Annotated in this window: 20 protein-coding genes; 11 read left to right on the forward strand and 9 right to left on the reverse strand. The window is 45.8% G+C overall.

Annotated features, from left to right (window positions below):
* The 3 genes from GV64_RS23185 to GV64_RS23195 are packed head-to-tail and all read right to left on the reverse strand — an operon-like array spanning nt 1 to nt 3705.
* Entirely contained in the window at nt 1-2337 is a 2337-nt protein-coding gene (locus GV64_RS23185; RefSeq protein ID WP_020582455.1) for a PqiB family protein, read from the reverse strand.
* Nucleotides 2334-3008, reverse strand: a complete 675-nt coding sequence (locus GV64_RS23190; protein WP_236632985.1) for a paraquat-inducible protein A — start codon at nt 3006-3008, stop codon at nt 2334-2336. Before GV64_RS23190 ends, GV64_RS23185 begins: the two co-directional genes overlap by 4 nt.
* Nucleotides 2971-3705: a paraquat-inducible protein A gene (locus GV64_RS23195; protein ID WP_157236996.1), complete on the reverse strand. Its 735-nt coding sequence runs from the start codon at nt 3703-3705 to the stop codon at nt 2971-2973. Before GV64_RS23195 ends, GV64_RS23190 begins: the two co-directional genes overlap by 38 nt.
* Nucleotides 3706-4004: 299 nt before the next feature.
* Here GV64_RS23195 and GV64_RS23200 point away from each other — a divergent pair, with 299 nt between their 5' ends.
* Complete coding sequence (locus GV64_RS23200) at nt 4005-4766, forward strand: DeoR/GlpR family DNA-binding transcription regulator (RefSeq protein WP_020582452.1); 762 nt, start codon at nt 4005-4007, stop codon at nt 4764-4766.
* 38 nt (nt 4767-4804) lie between these two features.
* Complete coding sequence (gene pdxA, locus GV64_RS23205) at nt 4805-5893, forward strand: 4-hydroxythreonine-4-phosphate dehydrogenase PdxA (RefSeq protein ID WP_082210313.1); 1089 nt, start codon at nt 4805-4807, stop codon at nt 5891-5893.
* Between the two features lie 17 nt (nt 5894-5910).
* Here pdxA and hslR read toward each other — a convergent pair whose 3' ends face one another.
* Both hslR and yrfG read right to left on the reverse strand, forming a co-directional pair.
* Entirely contained in the window at nt 5911-6300 is a 390-nt protein-coding gene (hslR, locus tag GV64_RS23210) for a ribosome-associated heat shock protein Hsp15 (RefSeq protein ID WP_026258233.1), read from the reverse strand.
* A gap of 92 nt (nt 6301-6392) precedes the next feature.
* Nucleotides 6393-7046, reverse strand: a complete 654-nt coding sequence (gene yrfG, locus GV64_RS23215) for a GMP/IMP nucleotidase (RefSeq protein WP_020582449.1) — start codon at nt 7044-7046, stop codon at nt 6393-6395.
* A 413-nt stretch (nt 7047-7459) separates the two neighbouring features.
* On the opposite strand from yrfG, the gene GV64_RS23220 reads away from it, so the two are divergent.
* The 3 genes from GV64_RS23220 (at nt 7460) to cysQ (ending at nt 9944) form a co-directional block, all read left to right on the forward strand.
* Nucleotides 7460-8152 (forward strand): hypothetical protein, encoded by a 693-nt coding sequence (locus GV64_RS23220; protein WP_020582448.1) that lies wholly within the window; start codon nt 7460-7462, stop codon nt 8150-8152.
* 325 nt (nt 8153-8477) lie between these two features.
* A complete protein-coding gene (nudE, locus tag GV64_RS23225; RefSeq protein WP_020582447.1) occupies nt 8478-9080 on the forward strand; it encodes an ADP compounds hydrolase NudE in 603 nt (200 codons plus the stop codon).
* Between the two features lie 15 nt (nt 9081-9095).
* On the forward strand, nt 9096-9944 hold the full coding sequence (gene cysQ / locus GV64_RS23230; protein WP_236632986.1) for a 3'(2'),5'-bisphosphate nucleotidase CysQ: 849 nt from the start codon (nt 9096-9098) through the stop codon (nt 9942-9944).
* Nucleotides 9945-10033: 89 nt separating this feature from the next.
* Here the strand turns inward: cysQ and GV64_RS23235 are convergent, their stop codons facing one another.
* A complete protein-coding gene (locus GV64_RS23235; RefSeq protein ID WP_020582445.1) occupies nt 10034-10411 on the reverse strand; it encodes a NirD/YgiW/YdeI family stress tolerance protein in 378 nt (125 codons plus the stop codon).
* Between the two features lie 299 nt (nt 10412-10710).
* Here GV64_RS23235 and GV64_RS24075 point away from each other — a divergent pair, with 299 nt between their 5' ends.
* The 3 genes from GV64_RS24075 (at nt 10711) to GV64_RS23250 (ending at nt 13533) form a co-directional block, all read left to right on the forward strand.
* A complete protein-coding gene (locus GV64_RS24075) occupies nt 10711-12000 on the forward strand; it encodes a metallophosphoesterase (protein ID WP_020582444.1) in 1290 nt (429 codons plus the stop codon).
* 172 nt (nt 12001-12172) lie between these two features.
* Entirely contained in the window at nt 12173-12805 is a 633-nt protein-coding gene (locus GV64_RS23245) for a lysoplasmalogenase (RefSeq protein ID WP_020582443.1), read from the forward strand.
* Nucleotides 12806-12810: 5 nt separating this feature from the next.
* The gene (locus GV64_RS23250; RefSeq protein WP_020582442.1) at nt 12811-13533 is read left to right on the forward strand and encodes an aspartate/glutamate racemase family protein; all 723 of its coding nucleotides are present in this window, start codon (nt 12811-12813) and stop codon (nt 13531-13533) included.
* Here GV64_RS23250 and GV64_RS23255 read toward each other — a convergent pair.
* Nucleotides 13497-14087: a DUF3605 domain-containing protein gene (locus GV64_RS23255; protein WP_020582441.1), complete on the reverse strand. Its 591-nt coding sequence runs from the start codon at nt 14085-14087 to the stop codon at nt 13497-13499. The two genes, GV64_RS23250 and GV64_RS23255, sit on opposite strands and share 37 nt — an antisense overlap.
* A 331-nt stretch (nt 14088-14418) precedes the next feature.
* On the opposite strand from GV64_RS23255, the gene GV64_RS23260 reads away from it, so the two are divergent.
* The 3 genes from GV64_RS23260 (at nt 14419) to GV64_RS23270 (ending at nt 17458) form a co-directional block, all read left to right on the forward strand.
* Complete coding sequence (locus GV64_RS23260; protein WP_020582440.1) at nt 14419-15819, forward strand: nucleobase:cation symporter-2 family protein; 1401 nt, start codon at nt 14419-14421, stop codon at nt 15817-15819.
* Between the two features lie 110 nt (nt 15820-15929).
* Nucleotides 15930-16685 carry an outer membrane protein OmpK gene (locus GV64_RS23265; protein WP_020582439.1) on the forward strand — a complete coding sequence of 252 codons (756 nt, stop codon included), beginning with the start codon at nt 15930-15932 and terminating at the stop codon, nt 16683-16685.
* 128 nt (nt 16686-16813) lie between these two features.
* Nucleotides 16814-17458 (forward strand): TetR/AcrR family transcriptional regulator, encoded by a 645-nt coding sequence (locus GV64_RS23270; protein WP_020582438.1) that lies wholly within the window; start codon nt 16814-16816, stop codon nt 17456-17458.
* 19 nt (nt 17459-17477) lie between these two features.
* Here GV64_RS23270 and GV64_RS23275 read toward each other — a convergent pair whose 3' ends face one another.
* Together GV64_RS23275 and GV64_RS23280 are read right to left on the reverse strand one after the other, a co-directional pair.
* Nucleotides 17478-17795 (reverse strand): hypothetical protein, encoded by a 318-nt coding sequence (locus tag GV64_RS23275; RefSeq protein WP_152554171.1) that lies wholly within the window; start codon nt 17793-17795, stop codon nt 17478-17480.
* Nucleotides 17796-17867: 72 nt separating this feature from the next.
* On the reverse strand, nt 17868-18608 hold the full coding sequence (locus GV64_RS23280) for a hypothetical protein (RefSeq protein ID WP_020582436.1): 741 nt from the start codon (nt 18606-18608) through the stop codon (nt 17868-17870).
* Nucleotides 18609-18634 lie beyond the last annotated feature (26 nt).

Here is an 18634-nt window from a genome sequence, read left to right on the forward strand (position 1 = left end):
TTAATGCAGCCAAATCTCCGGCTGCCACAGCAACCAGCTTTTTTTAGGTTCATCGGCAAGGTCAAAACGATGCCCTGACTGAATAGGCTGTTCTGGCTTTTCTGGTGTTGCAAAAGCGATCCCTCCCGCCAGGAGAGCCTCCAATGAATCTGCCCTGATACTGGTTCCCCGAAAGAGACCAACATCAATATCAATACCACTGACATTCCAGAACCGGCTATCATTGCTGATCAGTCTACGGTAGCGATCTTCAATATTAACAATAATAACGACCTGATCAGCCGGGTTAGCCAGACGGTACCCGGTGACTTCACCAACCGGTACATCTCGATAATAGACTGGGCTGCCCCGCTGTATTGAACCCAAGCCTTCACTCAACAGCTCAAGAACCAGACCTTTTGCTTTTGGAATATCATCTGGCTCTCGGTGCTGACCAATAAACCTTGTTGTCTCTGGTCCCGGGATGGCCGGCATTTCAACCTGAATATATGGACCGATGATCAAGGTTTCCAGATTCGATGTTCGAGCAAGCCCCAATTTTGGTTCAACCAGCCAGAAATGGACGCCTTTTCTCATCAACCAGGCCTTATCATTATCAATCAATGCTTTAACAGTCACCCCCTGATTTTCTCTGCTGACCACTAAACGGGTAACCCGACCGACTTCTACACCACGAAAGCGAATTTGAGTACCTTCACTTAAGCCATCAGCACGATCGAAGTGAATTTCTATCTCCTGATCACCACTGAGCGCAACGGTCTGATCTGAAAATAGGGGAAATCTTGCTCCATTTTCTACTCTTTCCGCATCCGGTTTGCCTGTACTAAAGGCAACGCCTCCAGATATCAGGCTTTTAATGGAGGCCATATCAACACGAAAAGTACGCAGATCCCCCTCAAATTCAAGCCCACTGACATTCCAGAAGCGACTGCTCATATTAACCAGATGTTGGTAACGTGCTTCTATAAGAACCTGAATGGATAAACCACTGCCTTTCAAATCATAGGACTGAACAAATCCAACAGGAACGTTCCGGTACAAAACCGGGCTTCCTATATCGATACCTTTCAGCGCATCTGTATCGAGCGTCAGACTCAAACCGATGGCCCCTATGGGTGTTGCCGGTCGGGTCTCCATACCTTTAAAGTGACTGACTGCCGAGCCTGCCTGCATCACCTTTTTATTGATATCCATTGCCACATACCGGCCACTGATCAACGTATCTAGGTCAGACACACCGTCCAGCCCCAGTTTGGGTTCAACAACCCAGAATCGTGTACCAGCAACCAATGCAGGCTTTACTTCCGGCCTGACAATCGCTTCAGCAATGACACGGCTGACATCTTCGCTGACGTCCACAGAACGAATCCGCCCTACCTCCTGACCATGAAAACGAATAGGTATGTTACTGTCGCCAAGAGAAACCCCGAGAGGGAACTCAATAGTAATGGGTATTCCCGCTTCGGCAGTGTCGTAGTCACTGTAAAGGGAAAACTCTGCACCACTTGAAACTACCGGCTTCACTTCTTCCCATTCAGGTGTATAAAAGGCCACACCACCCTTTAATATGGAAACCAGTGATTGAGCCTGTACTTCCAGGTTGGTCATATTAGCGGAAACTTTTAAGCCACCAGCACTCCAGAAACGGGTATTTTCATGCACTAACTTTGAAAACTCAGACTGAATGTAGATTTGTGTCTCTACGAAAAGACCATCTTCTGACAGGCCATAATCAAACACCTCCCCAACCTTTAGCTTTCGGTAGAAGACCGGACTGCCAATTTCCAGTGATGGAAGCTCGTCAGACTGTAATATCAAGCGAAGCCCATCTTTCCCCCCCATCATTCCCGGTGCTCTCTTCAACGCTGTAAATTGTGCTTGCAAGGTACCTTCAGATGATGGGCTAAAGGCGATGTAGTTCCCGGTTATCAAGGTATCCAATCCAGAGACTTCAGTAAGACTCAGCTGTGGTTCTACCAGCCAGAAGGCACTGTTTTCCGTAAGGAGGGTTTGAAAGCGCTGATCCATTTTCACTGTCACATCAACCGCATCAAAGTCCTTACTGGGAGAAAGGCGGGTAACGTGTCCAACAGGAATACCATTATGAAGGACTTCTGTTTTATCCACAGCAATCCCCCGACCATTCTCAAAACGGATCATGACTTCGATTCCACCGTGATCCAGCTCACGCCAGAGCAACCAGCCTACTGCAATAAGAACCACCAGAGGTAATAGCCAGATAGGGGTCAAGTTTATCCGATCTTCAACATAAGCAGCTGCAGATGACTCACCACCCTCTGATCCACAATCTTCAGGGTGTCTGTTTTCCTGACTCATTCAGCGGCACCTCCTGTGCAATCACTCTTCTCTACCCTTTGGCTCAGGCGTTGGTTATCCCATAAAAGGCGTGGGTCAAAGCTGTTAGAAGCAAGCATGGTGAGAGTAACGACAGCAGCAAATGCCCAGGCCCCAGCACCCGGCTCAACTTGCCCAAGCTGACCAAACTGAATCAATCCAGCCAGCAGAGAAATAATGAAAATATCCAGCATCGACCAGCGGCCAATCCACGAAATAACCCGATACAGTCGTATTTTCTGCCTTATTCCCAACCCCATTTCATATCCAGATTGAATGGACAGAAGCAATACAGCCATTCCCAGTAGCTTCAGCAGAGGTATCAAGATACTGGCAATAAACACCACGGCTGCGATCATGAGCATATCGTTCTCAATCAGTTTTATGACTCCGGACATAATGGTGTCCGGTTCCCCCCCTTGGCCAAGCCAACTGATCGACATCATGGGTAAGGTATTGGCCGGTATATAAAGAAGTGCAGCTGCCAGCGTTAAAGCCCAGCATCTTGCTATGCTGTTCTGTCGCCGCATCCGAACCCGGCCACCACAACGGTAACATCGTTTCTGTGATTCAGGACATGCCAGATAACAGACAAGACAAAGCTTCAGACCAAGATCAATACCATTCATTGATAACTGTTTTCCCTTCAACAACCTTTGCTCCTGCATCCCTACCCAGGGCTATCCATAATTTTGCCTCATTTAGCGTTATGCTGATGGCAATTTCGATCAGCATCAGCCCGGTGTAGCAAAATACCCCAAGACCAGCTTCGACTGTCGCCATATCGACCAGTTTTACTGCAGAGATAAGTACGCCTAGCATGTAGATTTTTGCCATTCCCCACTGGCAGAGAAAAAGGTAATCACGAAACAGAGACCGGGAAAATCGAGATCCATCCCTTAACAGAGATGCCCAAATAATGGGTAGTAACATTATTAGTCGCAGCAGTGGGACTAGAATGACAAAAACAAATACCACCGTAGCAACAATTGGCAGGCCATTACGCCACAGTGCAACCACTCCACCCCAGATAGTGCTGCTGTGCTGTCGCCCAGCCAGCTCTAATGTTAGAACGGGATAGATATTGGCAGGGATGTAGAGCAGTAATCCGGTAATCACCAAAGCCAGCAGGGTTTGAATGCGATAGTAAGCATGTTTTTCCAGAGTACGAAAACAACGAGGACAAGCAGCTACCTGCCGCTGCTTTAACACCGGGATAGATATCAACAGGTCACACTCCGGGCAAAGGAGTTCATGGGGTTGTTCGGCCTCTCGCCCCCCACTGTGCCGTTGAGTCAGCAGAGCCTGTAAGTATTTACCCAGTGCTTTACCCATTGCTTCATTTTCCATAACTAAACCCAGATCAAATAAGGCTATCTCCATGAATGAAAAGTTGGGAATACTTCGTCATTCTGGTGATATAATCCCCCGCAAAATGCCCATTGATCGGTCTTCTGCATATCGAGTGCTATCAGTTCATCATTGCAAGGTAGCTCTGTAAGTTATGTCTTACGGGAAATTACTATCTCTGAATACTCATCGGCAGCAAGCATCATTACCGTTGGTCAAGTCCTGCAAACCTGATTTGCTACCTGAAAACACCAACAGATCGGGCAAACAGATCATGCTCCATTTAAAGAGGTACAACTATGCTCCCGGTTGAACGTCGCGAACACATTCTTGCTTTTGTTGAAGAAAAAGGCTGTGCCAATATCGAAGAAATGGCCGAACGTTTTGATGTGTCACAAATGACCATCCGTCGTGATATTCGTACTCTGGAGCAAGAAGACAAACTGCGTGTAACCTATGGCGGCGCAGTCTCTAAAAGCTTCCTGATGGAAGACATCCCCTACGAAAAGAAAAACGCCGTTAATATCGAAGAAAAGAAGTCCATCGCCCATGAAGCACTGAAGCAGGTGCGGGAAGGTCAGATCGTCCTCCTGGACTCTGGCACCAGTACAATGGCACTGGCTAAACTGATGATGCGCATGAAAGTGACTGTCATCACCACTGACTTAAAGATCGCCCTTCAGCTGTCAGACTCTTCTACTGTTAAAGTGTTCACCACAGGTGGTAATGTCAGTGCCATCACCAAGGCACATACCGATGTTGCAGCCCTGTCTTTCCTCGACAGCATTAATGCAGATATCGCCTTTCTGGCAACCAACAGCTGGAGCCTGAACAACGGTGTAACTACTGCTTCCAATGATCATTACTACATTCGTCGTAAAATGATGGAGCGGGCCAATAAGACCGTTCTGCTGGCTGACTCCAGTAAATTTGGTGCTTCCAGCATGAAAACCATCAGCCGTCTGGAAGATCTTGACTGCATTATCACGGACAGCAAGTTTGATGATGAAAACCTGGCTGCAATCCGTGAAGCTGGTGGCAACATTATTCTGCCGTCCTGAAAAATCAGGTAGATAATGCAGATATATAAGGGAGCCTGATGGCTCCCTTTCTTATGACGTCCAATATTGCTGCTAAGCTGATATTCATTCTATTGTTTTCAGGCAGTCCAAGCGTGATCAATAGCGGCAATGCCCCCCTGATCTGCATCCCCATGGGTGATCCTGCCGGAATCGGTGCTGAGATCATTATCAAATCCCTGTGCAACCCGGAATTCAATACAACCTGCCGAGTGGTGGTGATTGGTGATCGCAGCTGGCTGGAACAAGCAGCCCATCTCTGTCAGAAGAAAGTGCATTTCCTATCCATCAATGGCTCCCCTGCTGACTTACACAATAACGGCCACATACATCTGCTCCACTCTCCCATTACCAATATAGAGAAGATTGTGTTTGGAAAAGTCTCTGCTGAATCCGGAGCTGCTGCATACCACTTCATTGAACAAGCTGTCCGCTACGTGAAAAACCTGGGCTATGGTTCAATCGCCACACCACCGATCAACAAGAAATCTCTTCGCGCAGCAAAAATCCCCCACATTGGACACACGGAAATTCTTGCATCGCTAACAGGTACGATTGACCCTGTTACGCTGTTTCAGGTAGCAGGACTGAGAGTCTTTTTTCTAACTCGCCATCTCTCTTTAAAGCAGGCCTGTAACGCAATCGTAGAAAGCACAGTGTTCAAGGGAGTTTTCAGAGCGTACCGGATTCTTCAATCTCTGGGTATCGTATATCCCTCTCTGGCCGTTGCTGGCCTGAACCCCCACTGTGGTGAAAATGGACTCTTTGGAGATGAAGAAGTCTGTGCCATTGAGCCAGCGGTCAGGAGGGCTCAACGGGAAGGGTTGAACGTAAGCGGCCCAATTCCGGCGGACTCTGTCTTTCATCAGGCACTTAATGGTGCTTATGATGGCGTGCTCTCCATGTATCATGATCAGGGGCATATCGCCACCAAGATGGTAGACTTCGAACGTACCGTTTCCATTACCTGCGGACTGCCGTTTCTCAGGACTTCAGTCGACCATGGAACTGCATACGACATTGCAGGAACAGGAAGGGCCAGTGAAGTCAGTCTGATGGAGGCCATTAAGGTAGCCATCCAGTATACGGCTGGCAGTCAGACTCTTTAAACCACACAGACATGCAGTTAGTAATCAGACTTATGCTTTAACAGTTCACGACGCTGCTTTTTATCAGGCCGATGGTCTGGTCTTGGCATTGCACCACGCAGCGCCTTCCGGTTTTCTGCAGCCTCTTCCCGAGCCTGAATACTTTCTGCAGTTTCCTCATACAGCTGTTGCGCCAGATCAGCTTTTTGCCGTTTGTCACTTAACGCCTTAACTTCTACGACTCGTTCATCCCAACCAGCCCGAAGCTTAATAACATCACCTACCCTGGGCTCCTTACCTGGCTTGCATCGCTGACCATTCAGGTGCACTTTGCCACCATCAATGGCTTCCTTTGCGATATTACGAGTTTTATAAAAGCGAGCCGCCCATAACCATTTATCTAACCGGATCTTTTCACTATTACTCATTCTGTCACCCTGACTGCTTTTGATCATGAAAAGTGCCACATTACGAGATTATATTCTCTTGAAGATGCCATCTTTTCAGGGCTGATAACGCTCTAAGAGACAAATAGTTCGCGGAAATCTTCAACCGCAGCATAAGCACCCGTATCCCATGCTCCTTTCTGGCTATCTGGATGACGAATCGCCAGTAATTCAGCAATACCATAAGTTTTTGCCGAGTCGAGAATACCGATATTGTCATCAATAAACAGGGCATGCTTCTTATCAAGACCAATATCTGCTTCAAGTGCTCGCCAGAAACTCTGATCTTCCTTGGGGTATCCGTAGTCGTGGGAGCTAATTAACTTATCAAAATAGTGCGCCATCGGGAGACGTTCCAGTTTCAAAGAAAGGCTGTCACGATGGGCGTTGGTGATCATAATCACCTGTTTACCATGATCTTTGATATTTTGCAGAAACTCATCGGCATAAGGCCTGAAAGAGATAAGATGAATGATCTCCTGTTTCATCGCCATAATATCCAGATCGAGTTCTGAGACCCAGTAATCCAGACAGTACCACTGCAACTTGCCATAAATCTGCTCAAAGCGAGGGGACAGCTCTTCTTTGGCCTCTGTTAGAGTTATGCCATGTTTATCAGCGTATTTCTCAGGTACATACTCCTGCCAGAAATAATTATCAAAATGGAGGTCCAGTAGTGTTCCATCCATATCCAGCAGCACCGTGCTGATTTTAGTCCAGTCAATCATAATGGCATCTCATCAAGAACATTTTGAGGCATCAAATAGCTATCAGGCCGGAGACAACTTCTGGAAAAAAAGATATCAAAAATGAGGTTGATAACTGTATATGTTTATCTATCCAAAGCGCTTTCTACTGCTTAAACAAATGTAAGCCAAACCGGGGCATAACTTGTCCCAGACCATATTATCAGTACGGTAATATGAATGAAATTCCGTGCTTTCAACTCCAGGAAGGCTACAGTGGTCTAGGCTCTGTTTACATAGGGTTGTCGTGCACAGTGGCACGTAAAGCTGCCTTAACCAAGGCAAGGTGGTGAATATGTAGTGGTGCTACATTGAACCGCCGCAACGAAACTGGACGGCAGTTATACGTACCGCTGTGTCCTGTCTAAACACCAGAAATTCCGGGGTTACCAAAAATGAAGTATCTATCCTTAACACTGGCTATGTTTGTATTAACATCATGTCTTACTGCTGCCAGTGCTGAGGCCAAGCAGAGAATACCTGAAACAAGGGTATCTCAGGCAGATCTAAGGGAGATAACCAACAGCAAGAAAACAGCAACAAGTAAAAGCTCTTTGCCAACAAAAGCTCAAGATAAGGAAGTACTCACTACGATTCTCGAAGATATATTTACCAGCGTGAGAGATCAGAATTACTCAAAACTTGCCTCCTTTTACAGCGAAGAAGCTCAAACCAACTTTAAGTATCGTTTTTTGAAAAAGGATAAAACCAGCAAGCTTCAGCAAGTCATTCCTGAAGTTATTGGTCGGATCGAAACGCTCCCACCTGCCGATTTTATTAACACCGTTTTTACCCATATGTTTGACAAACTGACATTGAGCTTGGGGATGCCAATTAATATTGCCTACCCCAACATCACAAAAATTGAGTTTTCCAATAATGGAAAAGAAGCAATTCTGACCTACGTAGAATCAGATGCCGATACCACTGACCCAGATGATATCTCTGAAGAAACAATGGAGTTCGTGAGAGTTGCAGGGGAGTGGAGACCACTGGGATGGTTTCTTGAAGATACCCTGGATGAACTACTGAACCTTTTACTGCTGGCTCAGACTTTCGCGGAGAGTAGTCAGGCAATTGAAAAATAACCCCCCTTCACACTGCTCCCTGGTTTGCTCTGGCTGACCAGGGGTCTGTCAACCTGAATGTAAAACTAATACCAATTGCATTGTCTAAATCCCTATTGCGCTGTTGATCTGAACAGAAACCTGCGTTGAAGCTTCTCGCCATAGTTAATACCCATAGGGTATAAAGGCTATGACTCATCACTTCGCCCTTATGCCCTATGGCTATTGCCTTTCTGTCCAGCTCAACATGCTCATAACGGGGTTAGAAAACTTAATTGGTATAACACCCTGCTTCAAGCTCCCTCTATAATATCCAGGTACTCCAAACATATATCATCAGGAAACCATGACGGTACAAAGTCCACACAAAAATAAGCCAGAGATTCAATCCTGCAGAGAAATTGCCCGTACCCGTCTGTTTCGGGTCGAAGAGCTGGATATCAAATTCTCGAACGGTGAAGAACGTATATATGAACGCCTGGGTGAATTTGATACAGGACATCAGGGCGTTATGGTGGTGCCACTGATTGATCATCAGCATTTCATGATGATCCGGGAGTATGCTGCCGGAACTGAAGATTATCAGCTTACCCTCCCGAAAGGCCTGGCAGAGCCAGGAGAAACTCTGGAAGAGGGAGGGAATAGAGAGCTTAAGGAAGAGGTCGGCTTCGGAGCCCACTGCTGGCACCATCTGGGAGACTTTACCCTCTCACCGAACTACATGACTCGCAGCATTCATATTATGGTTGCGCAGAACCTTTATGAAGAGACGCTGGAAGGTGATGAGCCAGAACCACTGGAAGTTGAAACGTTTTCATTCGATCAGCTAATGGAACTTTGTGCCCGACCAGACTTCACTGAAGCAAGAGTCATTGCAGCATTGTTTCTGGTACGAGAGCAACTTCAAGCCGGTTTATTAAGACCTGTTGGCGACTTCGACAAGCCCTAGCCATCAGAAAACCATTTGGCAAAACGAGTACGGGATATGAATAACAACCTTGAGTCTTTAGCTCCTCAGATAATCAAGATTGCCCGTAAGGCAGGCAAGGCCATTCTGACCGTTTATCAGCAGGATGATGTCGGTATACAAACCAAGGCTGATGCTACCCCTGTCACCAATGCTGACCTTTCGGCTAATCTAGTTATCGTTGATGGTCTCAAACAGCTGTCTACCCAGTACCCTATTCTTTCTGAAGAATCAGAACATACGCCCTGGCAGGAAAGGAAAAACTGGCAGCGATACTGGCTAATTGACCCTTTGGACGGAACTAAAGAGTTTATTAACCGCAATGGCGAGTTCTCGGTCAATATCGCCCTGATCGAGAATAACTACCCTCTGCTTGGTATTGTGCATATTCCGACGACTGATACCACCTACTGGGGAGGGAAAGGCCTTGGTGCATGGAAGCAGGATAAAGGTGCTGAAGCACACGTTATATACCCCAGAAAGTTCACTCCAGAGCGGGAAGTCGTCGTACTTGGCAGCCGGAGCTATGGAACCGCAGAGTCCCGTAACTACCTCGACGCCTTAAAAGCTATTTACCCAAACCTTAAGTCTAAAAAAGTAGGAAGTGCTTTGAAAAGCTGCCTGGTAGCTGAAGGTCAGGCTGATATCTATCCGAGGCTTGGCCCTACCTCTGAGTGGGATACCGCTGCGGTTCAGGGCGTTGTTGAAGGGGTGGAAGGCTTATTTCTCAACCCTGCCGGTCAGCGTTTCTGCTATAACATGAAGGAAAGCCTTATTAATACAGACTTTCTCGTACTCGGTGATAAATCAATTCCCTGGGCTGACTTCTGGCCACCCGCTACTTAAGCTCTTGGCCACGTGAAATCAACCAACGTAAATAAAGACAGGCCGAGTAAAATTCGGCCTTCTTTCTTTAGCACCACACCTGCCAACCATTAAAAGACATAATGAATGTCATCAACCTCAACCCTTGGCGCCCTGTCTGGTGGATTATCCACTTCTCCCTTAATAACTGCAGGGGATTTCAGCTTAACGCCTCTTTCGGGTAAAGCAGAGTCGTCAATCACCACATTGATCTCACCAGTTTCTCCACGAAACAGGTATATTTTCCCTTTGATTTTTTTAACAATTTCACCAGAAATCTTAACCAGCTCGTCATCATCAGATGCATTCAGAATTTCTTCAACGCTGTGTTTATGATACATGGGCTTTTCAAACATAACGCTCTCATCAAGCGCTAAACGTTTTTCCTGAGAACAGGCAGATGCAACAAAACCTGACAGGATTATTCCTAATAAATATCCTTTTTTCATAGCATTTATCTCTATTCGATCCATTATCTGATTATTCGGCGATTCAGGATTATGATGAAACATCCATTTAAATCATTGAAAATAAAAGCCATTTAATTTTCATAGTGAATCTTCAGTAACATCCATGCTCAATAAGACCAAGTTCAGGATAGCAAATACTTTCAAGGTTTGTTCAAAGAGACCTATCACCTGTCGATATATTTTTTAGCTTTTTCAGAGTGTTAGTAAATTAAAATAATTTCAGAGAATTGTTCTCTATCGCTAAAAAATACTGTCTGATCAATACAGAAGGCCCTGTCATGCCTATTCAAAAGACTCAAAAGCCATTAGAAATATCCTATGCCATACTCCTGAGTACATTGTTAATTAATCAGTGCTTTGCTTCAGAAGAAGAATGTACCAATCTATATGAACACCACCAATACTCTGGCCAGGTATTTTCGTTGTGCTCAAACGATGGTGTATCTCAAGACTTCTTTGGTAATCAACATTTTGCTGATGACTCAATCACATCCATCCAGCTGGCTCCCGGTCATGCACTTGAAGCCTGTGAAGAGCCAGATGGGAATGGAGTTTGTCGAACCTATTACGATTCGACGGCAAATGTTGGAGAAGAACTTAATGACACATTCTCTTATGCCCGCCTGATTCAGTTCAACTATCGCGATTTTTATATGGCGTTCATGTCAGACCCCCAATATCCGTGGTCATGCAAAACATCGAATGAAAGTTGTGATGATCAGAATAAAGCCTGGCGGGAAAATACTAATCACATTCAGAGCCTGAATGCGCTAATGACCGATCTTGGTAAAGAGCAGCTTGCAGGCGTAGTCATCAATGGTGATTTGACAGCTTTTGGCCACGACTGGCAATTCAATGCTTACCAGGAGTTATACCATAAACAGTTACAAATGAATGTCTACCCGGGCTTGGGCAATCATGATATTTCAAACAATGTTAATGACTGCTTTGTGAATAACTGCGCCTCCAGAATGATGCTTTATCTCAAAGATCACGTGCGAACGTTGAATGTCCGCAGTTTTGACTATCATGATTCAGGAACTTATTACGAGTTTCCATCACTGAAAAGAAAATACAGTAAGAGCTTTGCTTACTCTTGGGATATTGGCGACATTCACTTTGTCCAACTGAATAACTACCCGACCTATAAAAATCACTGGAATGGCTGGAACTTTGGTAAAGCCCGACGGGACTACTTTAATATTCAATCCGCCAGAGATTGGCTTATTAATGATCTGGAACAGGCCAGTAATGAAGGGAAACATATTATTCTGAATTATCATATCTCTGGCTTTACCAATGATATAAAAGACATTCTGCGTAAATATAAAATTTCCGCTGTTTTTGCCGGACACCTGCACTCCTATGTAGGTTTAGTCAATTTTCACACTCTCTGGAATTTCTATGGCCCAGGTCAGCACCTCCCGGTATTTCTTGGGGGAGCAGCTGTCTTTCAGAAGTACATGCTGGTTCGGTTTAAAGAGGATTTCTTTGAAGTCAGTATTGTGAAAAGTTCTCAAGGTGCTAACTATCAACTTGTGAAAGAGGGAGTATATCCACTGTACTAAACTCCCCTATACCACATTTTCAAACGGAAAGCCGTTCGTGCTATTCCCTCAGACCAATTCCTCATTCTGTGCCCTTCGAAAAGTATGGCGATAAGACAGACTGAACCCCTTGGCCTGAGGGCGGGATCAGATCATAATCCTTCACTGAATTAACAATAAGAATAGTGAAGTCATGTCAAAAACTATCAGTCTTACTTTCTGGGTGCTTGCTCTTATTTATATCCTGCTAATGAACCAACTGCCTGTTGCACTAGCATTAGTATCAAAAGCAGCTCCCATTCTTCTGCTATTGATTCCTGTCTGGAAACTTCTTGCCGGTAAATTACGGTTAGGCATGGTAATAGCAATTCTGTTTTCTGCAGGGGGGGACATTCTGCTGGCTCTTGATGGCGCGGTTGGAAATTTCTTTGTCCCTGGTTTAGCCAGCTTCTTAATAGCACAAGTGACTTATGCCATTTTATTCTGGCAGCATTCCAAATTTCATCGACAGCGTCTGTGGCTGGCTGCTGGCTATGTACCCATTGCTTTCATTCTTGCCTGGTTTATTTTGCCTGCCAGTGGAGAACTCCTTATTCCAGTAACTGCCTACTTAATGGCCATCAGTGCCATGGTTCTTGGAGCAGCTTTCTGCAATCGACCATGGCAATGGTTGTTTGTTGGTGCCAGTACGTTTGCTCTATCTGACAGTCTGATTGCCATCAATAAATTTATTGAGCCTCTGCCTTATGCCGGTGTTGCCATTATGCTGACCTATTACCTGGCTCAGTATATGATTGTGAGCGGGATGATTAAGCCAGAAGATTAAAACCTGTGAAGACTATTGGATTACTGGGCGGAATGAGTTGGGAGTCCACTGCGTATTATTACCGGCTCCTGAATGAAGGCGTGAAAGAGGCTCTGGGCGGACTGCACTCAGCAAAAATATGCCTCTACAGCGTAGATTTTGCAGAAGTGGAACAACTACAGCATCAGGGGAAATGGGAAGAAGCCGGCGCCTTGCTCGCCAATGCAGCAAAAGGGCTGGAGGCTGCTGGTGCAGAAGGGCTGATGATCTGTACCAATACCATGCATAAAGTGGCTCCCGCCATTGAGCAGGAGATATCGATCCCACTACTGCACATCGCCGATGCTACGGCTCAGTTGCTGGTCGCTGAAGGTATCAAAACCGTGGGTCTGCTGGGTACGGCATTCACTATGGAACAAGACTTCTACAAAGGCCGGTTAACTGAGCACTATGGTCTTCAGGTTATCACGCCAGATAAGCTCCAGAGAAAAGTGGTCCACAATATTATCTATAACGAGCTCTGCTTGGGGGATATTCAGGAATCATCCCGTCAGTCCTATATCGATATTATTAACAACTTGAACGACTTGGGAGCTGAGGCCGTGATCCTGGGGTGTACTGAGATTGGCCTTTTAGTCCAACAGCAACACGTTTCCATTCCACTGTATGATACAACTCGAATTCATGCAGAATCTGCTGTGAAATGGATGCTTCAAGAGCCGGACTCAGTTGCTGGCAACCTATTATAAGGCAGTCGATGTATTAACGTCGGTAGTCTGGAGGGTGTATTCCACCTGTCCCGTAAAAAAATATGTGCATGGGCCAGCCCCTTTATCGATCGGTTGGTAGGGGGATTGATATGCACCACCCACTCAAAGCCTGCTTCACTGAATAGCTCTGGAAAGTGTAGCTTTAGCAGCTCCTCTGATTTCTGTTCCAGGGCACCTCGGTCCCAGAATGGATCTGTGGAAAACATCAACAGCTGGTAGACACCATCTTCCAACCAATATCCATAATTATTAGTTACCAGCCGGTATTGTTCAGGACACCCCTTCTCGACACACCAGACAGCCTTATGTTTATCCATACCAAAGATATTCTGATAGACAGAGAACTCCGGCGAAAGATTCTGCGCCTTCAACCCAGCAAGGTACTCATCATAAATACGCTGACCTTCTGCTGTCCTTACCGGCAGGAGCTGTCCTGACTTAATCTGCTGCCAGGTAACGGCTTCAGTGAGGGTTCCCTGGTGGCACCCAAAGAGTACCAAGGCAAGAAATGCTGGCTTAACAAGACTTTTCATATTCCAAGTCAGTCAGTTTCGATAACTCCACTATAGACCGGACAATGAACACGGAGCTTCAGATATGCGCACCAAACAGAGTCACTTTTATGCCTGTTTTTTGGGCAGGTAACATATTTAACGCTACGGCATAATTCTCAACGGCTCTTCAATCACCGCACTCCAAGAGTCAACAGACGAAAAAACAAATAGTTAGAAGCCATATTCTTTTACCTGATAAAAAATCTGACTAATTGGCCAGCTAATTGCTTAAGCACTAAAAGCTGATGATTTAGTCAGCAATTAACAATCCTGACAATTATAAAAAACAAGCAGCTGAAAGGGGAAACATATGAACAGTGAACAGGCAGAAGCTGGAAATCAGGATCTTATCTATCAACTGGATGACCGGCCACCAGCGCCGCAGGCGTTTTTCGCCGCCCTTCAGCATGTTCTGGCCAGTTTTGTCGGTGTGATTACTCCGACACTGATCATTGGTGGTGTCCTTGGCCTCGGAGAACACATTCCCTACCTGATCAGCATGGCGCTGATCGTCTCTGGAGTAGGTACCTTTATTCAAGCCCGACGGTTTGGGCCTGTTGGTGCAGGCATGATCTGCCTTCAAGGTACAAGCTTTGCTTTTCTGGGTTCTGTACTCGCTGCCGGATTTATTGCCAAAAGTCAGGGAGGAGGCCCTAACGAGATTCTCTCTCTGATTTTTGGTATCTGTTTTCTGGGTGCATTTGTGGAAATAGTCCTGTCCCAGTTTCTTGATAAACTGAAAAGAATCATTACGCCCCTGGTAACCGGTATTGTCATCACCATTATCGGAATTTCACTCATAAAGGTGGGCATGACCGATCTGGCTGGAGGGTTCAAAGCGCCCGACTTTGGAAGCCTGCAGAACCTGGCACTGGGTGGTTCGGTACTGGCAGTCATCATTATGCTCAATCGATCCAGTAACCAATGGCTGCGACTGTCGTCCATTGTCATTGGTTTGATTACCGGTATGGCTCTGGCCCTGTTTATGGGTAAAACCAGTACTGCAGCCATTATGGAATCAATTTCGCAACAACCATGGCTCAGCATTCCTGTTCCCTTTAAATATGGCTTCTCTTTTGACTGGGTCGCCTTTCTGCCCATTGCCATCATTTATCTGATCACAGCTATTGAATCTACCGGAGACCTGACCGCTAACTGCATGATCTCCAAGCAGCCCATTCAGGGAGAAAACTACCTTCGTCGTATTAAAGGCGGTGTTCTGGGTGATGGTTTCAACTCCATGCTGGCTGCTGTTTTCAACACCTTTCCCAACACCACCTTCAGCCAGAATAACGGGGTTATTCAACTGACGGGTGTGGCCAGCCGTTATGTTGGTTATTTTGTGGCTGGCATTCTGGTCATTCTCGGCTTGTTCCCTGTGGTAGGAGCCATCCTGCAGCAGATCCCCAAGCCTGTACTGGGTGGAGCAACACTGGTTATGTTTGGCACCGTTGCTGCCGCCGGGGTCAAGATTCTTGCAGCAGAGCAACTGGACCGCCGAAAGCTGCTGATTATGGCTGTCTCTTTCGGGATTGGACTGGGTGTTACGCTGGTACCCGATCTGTTGAAAGAAATGCCGAAAGTGGTGCAGAACATTTTTGGCTCGGCAGTCACTTCCGGAGGCCTCTCTGCCATTCTCCTGAGTCTTCTCCTGCCCTCTGATGAGACGAATGAAGAACACGTTTCTCCTGCGGTTGCCGAGCAGGTCTGACGTTTCCGCCATCTATTAATTCCTAATTCCAAGAACCCACCGCTGAAGGCTTAGGTCTTCAGCGTCAGGGAAGCTTTGTCCTGAAAATAACAACCCAAAAGGAAGCCACCATGAAAATGAAAAAAACAATAACTGCCTTTGCCTCTGTACTGGCACTGACCTCTATAAATGCTGAAGCTAAAACCCTCTGGAGTGATAACAGTATCAGCCTGCTCTATGGCTCAACCTTTGAAGGTGCTGAAGAGGATAAGAAAAAGGTTACCTTGACCCTAGAGCATGCCAGTGGCCATAGCTGGGGGGATGTATTCTTCTTTATGGATCGCTTGAGGGCAACGGAAGGGGATAACAACAGTGAAGTCTGGTCAGAACTGCATCCACGCTTCAGTATTCCCAAATTGACGGGAATGGACTGGGACAGTGGGCTGATCAAAGATTTTTATCTCTCAACACAGATTGAAATGGGCAGCAATAAAAACGTTAACCAGACTAACTATCTGGTCGGTGCAGGCGTTGACTTCGATGTGCCCGGATTCAAGTTCCTGAAGGTGAACGCATACGGTCGATCCAATGAAAACTACGACAGTAACTACCAGGTTTCTCCCGCATGGGCAGTACCCTTTGACCTCGGCAACCAGAAGTTTCTCTTTGATGGCTGGATCGACTGGGTCAGTAAAACGAAAAATAACGGCGCAGATGTTACCTCAAACTGGCAGACCCATCTGCAACTCAAATATGACCTGGGTAATCTCTGGGGCAGTGAGCATACCGTTTATGTAGGCACCGAATATCGTTATTGGCACAACAAGTTTGGCGTAAGTGGCTGGAATGAACGAGTGTGGCAGGGCTTGATAAAAGTGCATTTGTAATATCGAAACATACTGCTTTTGAAGTATCATACTGGCTTGGTATCACCCTCCCGGCATGCCGGTATCAGGAATGATACTTCTTCTCTCATCACCTGAGGTTACAACCATTAGCAGGATTGAATGAGCATATGGAAGCAGTTGCGAAAAAATACCGTCCCGGCAAGATCCGGGAAAATAATAAAAAAAGCATTCTGGCCGCTGCCGAACAAGAGTTTGTGACCCACGGCTTCAAGGGCGCTACCATGCAGCGTATCGCTGAACGGGCAAACCTTCCCAAAGCCAACGTTCACTACTACTTCAGCAATAAGCTCTCGCTCTATGCTGCCGTTCTGTCAAATATCTTGAAGCTATGGGATCAGAGCTTTAACAGCTTGAGTCCCGAGGATGCCCCAGAAGAAGCACTGGCAGCCTATATACATACCAAAATCATGTTCTCCCGAAAGAATCCCCTGGCATCCAGAATCTTTGCCCAGGAGATCATCAATGGAGGTCCTCACCTCACGGCGTATTTTGGAGAGGATTACCGGAAATGGTTTCGTGGACGGGCACAGGTATTCAAGGCTTGGTCTGACCAAGGAAAAATGGACCCGGTCGATCCTGTGCACCTGATCTTTCTGCTCTGGTCATCCACTCAGCATTATGCAGACTTTTCCTACCAGATCGCACAGGCCCTTGGGAAAGATAAGCTCGAGCAGTCTGACTACGATCAGGCAACAGAGACGTTAACCCGGATAGTTCTGAAAGGGCTGGGCATTACTCCAAACCAACGTTAACGCTACTTGAAAAATCGGCCTATCTCGCCTCATTCCAGCGACGGAAGGTCGATATCATTGCCTGAGCAGCCCTGTCATCACGGATATGGTCAGGTAGCTTATTGTATTCCTGCCAGCTGCGGTAATGCTCAATAAGCGCTTTAGGCGCAAGTTCACGATAAGTTTCCGGATTCTTACGACCATATTCCCACTTCTGAAAAGCTGTGCGAATTGAGTTCAACCCCACTGAGGAATGATGGCAATCCGAACCCTCTTTATCCATAAGTGCATGAGCAGATGGGCTTAATAACAAGAAAGACACGATTACCATGGAAAATGTATATTGAAACAAAGTCACAAGACTACTCCATGTATTTATAATGATACTTTTTTAAGAATAGGCAGGTAACCCATGCTTTGCGAAGCTTAGCTAAACTTCTGTTTCCTTTTTTTTATCCAATTGAAGTCCCATTCGATCAAGGAGCTTTCCTCGATACAATGGATCACGATGCAGCTCAATCTCAGTAGCCTTTGCGGGCCCAATAGTTAACTGCGAAGAGAAAAGCTTCTGCTGCCCGGGCTTCCAAATTGAACTGGGATCAACAGATACGCAAAATTTTTTATTTTTACTATCGGAATCAATCACCTTATGAAAACCATAAAATCCCCTACACTCATCCAGTGGCCTTGCCTCAATTAAGACCATTGCTTGCTTTTTAAAGCCATGTTCATAACAGGACGTAAATTCTAAAATAACCTCAGTCTCAGCACGGGATTTCACTTTAAAAGAATCGATTAGAGCGCATTGTCTTGGGGTAAATATAGATGTTTCACTAAAAGATTGAACTTTGGCACATGATCTTTTATCCAAACCCAAATTTATCAGGTCATTAGTGATAGCAGGTTGTCTTTCCTGAACACTTGGCCCACTGCCAGTATGCTCTCTAGTACTCCTTCCATCAAAAGACCTTAAGCCCAATCGATTAGTCCCAGCTGATAAATTATTTAACCCTCCTGATATTAAGGGGTTTCGCTGAATAGCTGGAATAGGAAAACCTGGTACGAAATAACAATTGCTCATAGTGATCAAAATCAGGAAATTGTGAATCTTTAGATTATCTTCAGTTTTGATAAAAACAAGCAATGCAAAAGTATTTAGTATGAAGATCAATTCATTATTTCTTATTTTAATATGGA

It is taken from the genome of Endozoicomonas elysicola (genome assembly GCF_000710775.1).
GTDB lineage: Bacteria > Pseudomonadota > Gammaproteobacteria > Pseudomonadales > Endozoicomonadaceae > Endozoicomonas > Endozoicomonas elysicola.

Excerpts from the sequence above, each read along its gene's own strand:
- GV64_RS23185 (WP_020582455.1), bottom strand. The coding sequence starts at position 2,337 with ATGAGTCAGGAAAACAGACACCCTGAAGATTGTGGATCAGAGGGTGGT.
- GV64_RS23195 (WP_157236996.1), bottom strand. The coding sequence starts at position 3,705 with ATGGAAAATGAAGCAATGGGTAAAGCACTGGGTAAATACTTACAGGCT.
- GV64_RS23200 (WP_020582452.1), top strand. The coding sequence starts at position 4,005 with ATGCTCCCGGTTGAACGTCGCGAACACATTCTTGCTTTTGTTGAAGAA.
- pdxA (WP_082210313.1), top strand. The coding sequence starts at position 4,805 with ATGGCTCCCTTTCTTATGACGTCCAATATTGCTGCTAAGCTGATATTC.
- hslR (WP_026258233.1), bottom strand. The coding sequence starts at position 6,300 with ATGAGTAATAGTGAAAAGATCCGGTTAGATAAATGGTTATGGGCGGCT.
- yrfG (WP_020582449.1), bottom strand. The coding sequence starts at position 7,046 with ATGATTGACTGGACTAAAATCAGCACGGTGCTGCTGGATATGGATGGA.
- GV64_RS23220 (WP_020582448.1), top strand. The coding sequence starts at position 7,460 with ATGAAGTATCTATCCTTAACACTGGCTATGTTTGTATTAACATCATGT.
- nudE (WP_020582447.1), top strand. The coding sequence starts at position 8,478 with ATGACGGTACAAAGTCCACACAAAAATAAGCCAGAGATTCAATCCTGC.
- GV64_RS23235 (WP_020582445.1), bottom strand. The coding sequence starts at position 10,411 with ATGAAAAAAGGATATTTATTAGGAATAATCCTGTCAGGTTTTGTTGCA.
- GV64_RS24075 (WP_020582444.1), top strand. The coding sequence starts at position 10,711 with ATGCCTATTCAAAAGACTCAAAAGCCATTAGAAATATCCTATGCCATA.
- GV64_RS23245 (WP_020582443.1), top strand. The coding sequence starts at position 12,173 with ATGTCAAAAACTATCAGTCTTACTTTCTGGGTGCTTGCTCTTATTTAT.
- GV64_RS23255 (WP_020582441.1), bottom strand. The coding sequence starts at position 14,087 with ATGAAAAGTCTTGTTAAGCCAGCATTTCTTGCCTTGGTACTCTTTGGG.
- GV64_RS23260 (WP_020582440.1), top strand. The coding sequence starts at position 14,419 with ATGAACAGTGAACAGGCAGAAGCTGGAAATCAGGATCTTATCTATCAA.
- GV64_RS23265 (WP_020582439.1), top strand. The coding sequence starts at position 15,930 with ATGAAAATGAAAAAAACAATAACTGCCTTTGCCTCTGTACTGGCACTG.
- GV64_RS23270 (WP_020582438.1), top strand. The coding sequence starts at position 16,814 with ATGGAAGCAGTTGCGAAAAAATACCGTCCCGGCAAGATCCGGGAAAAT.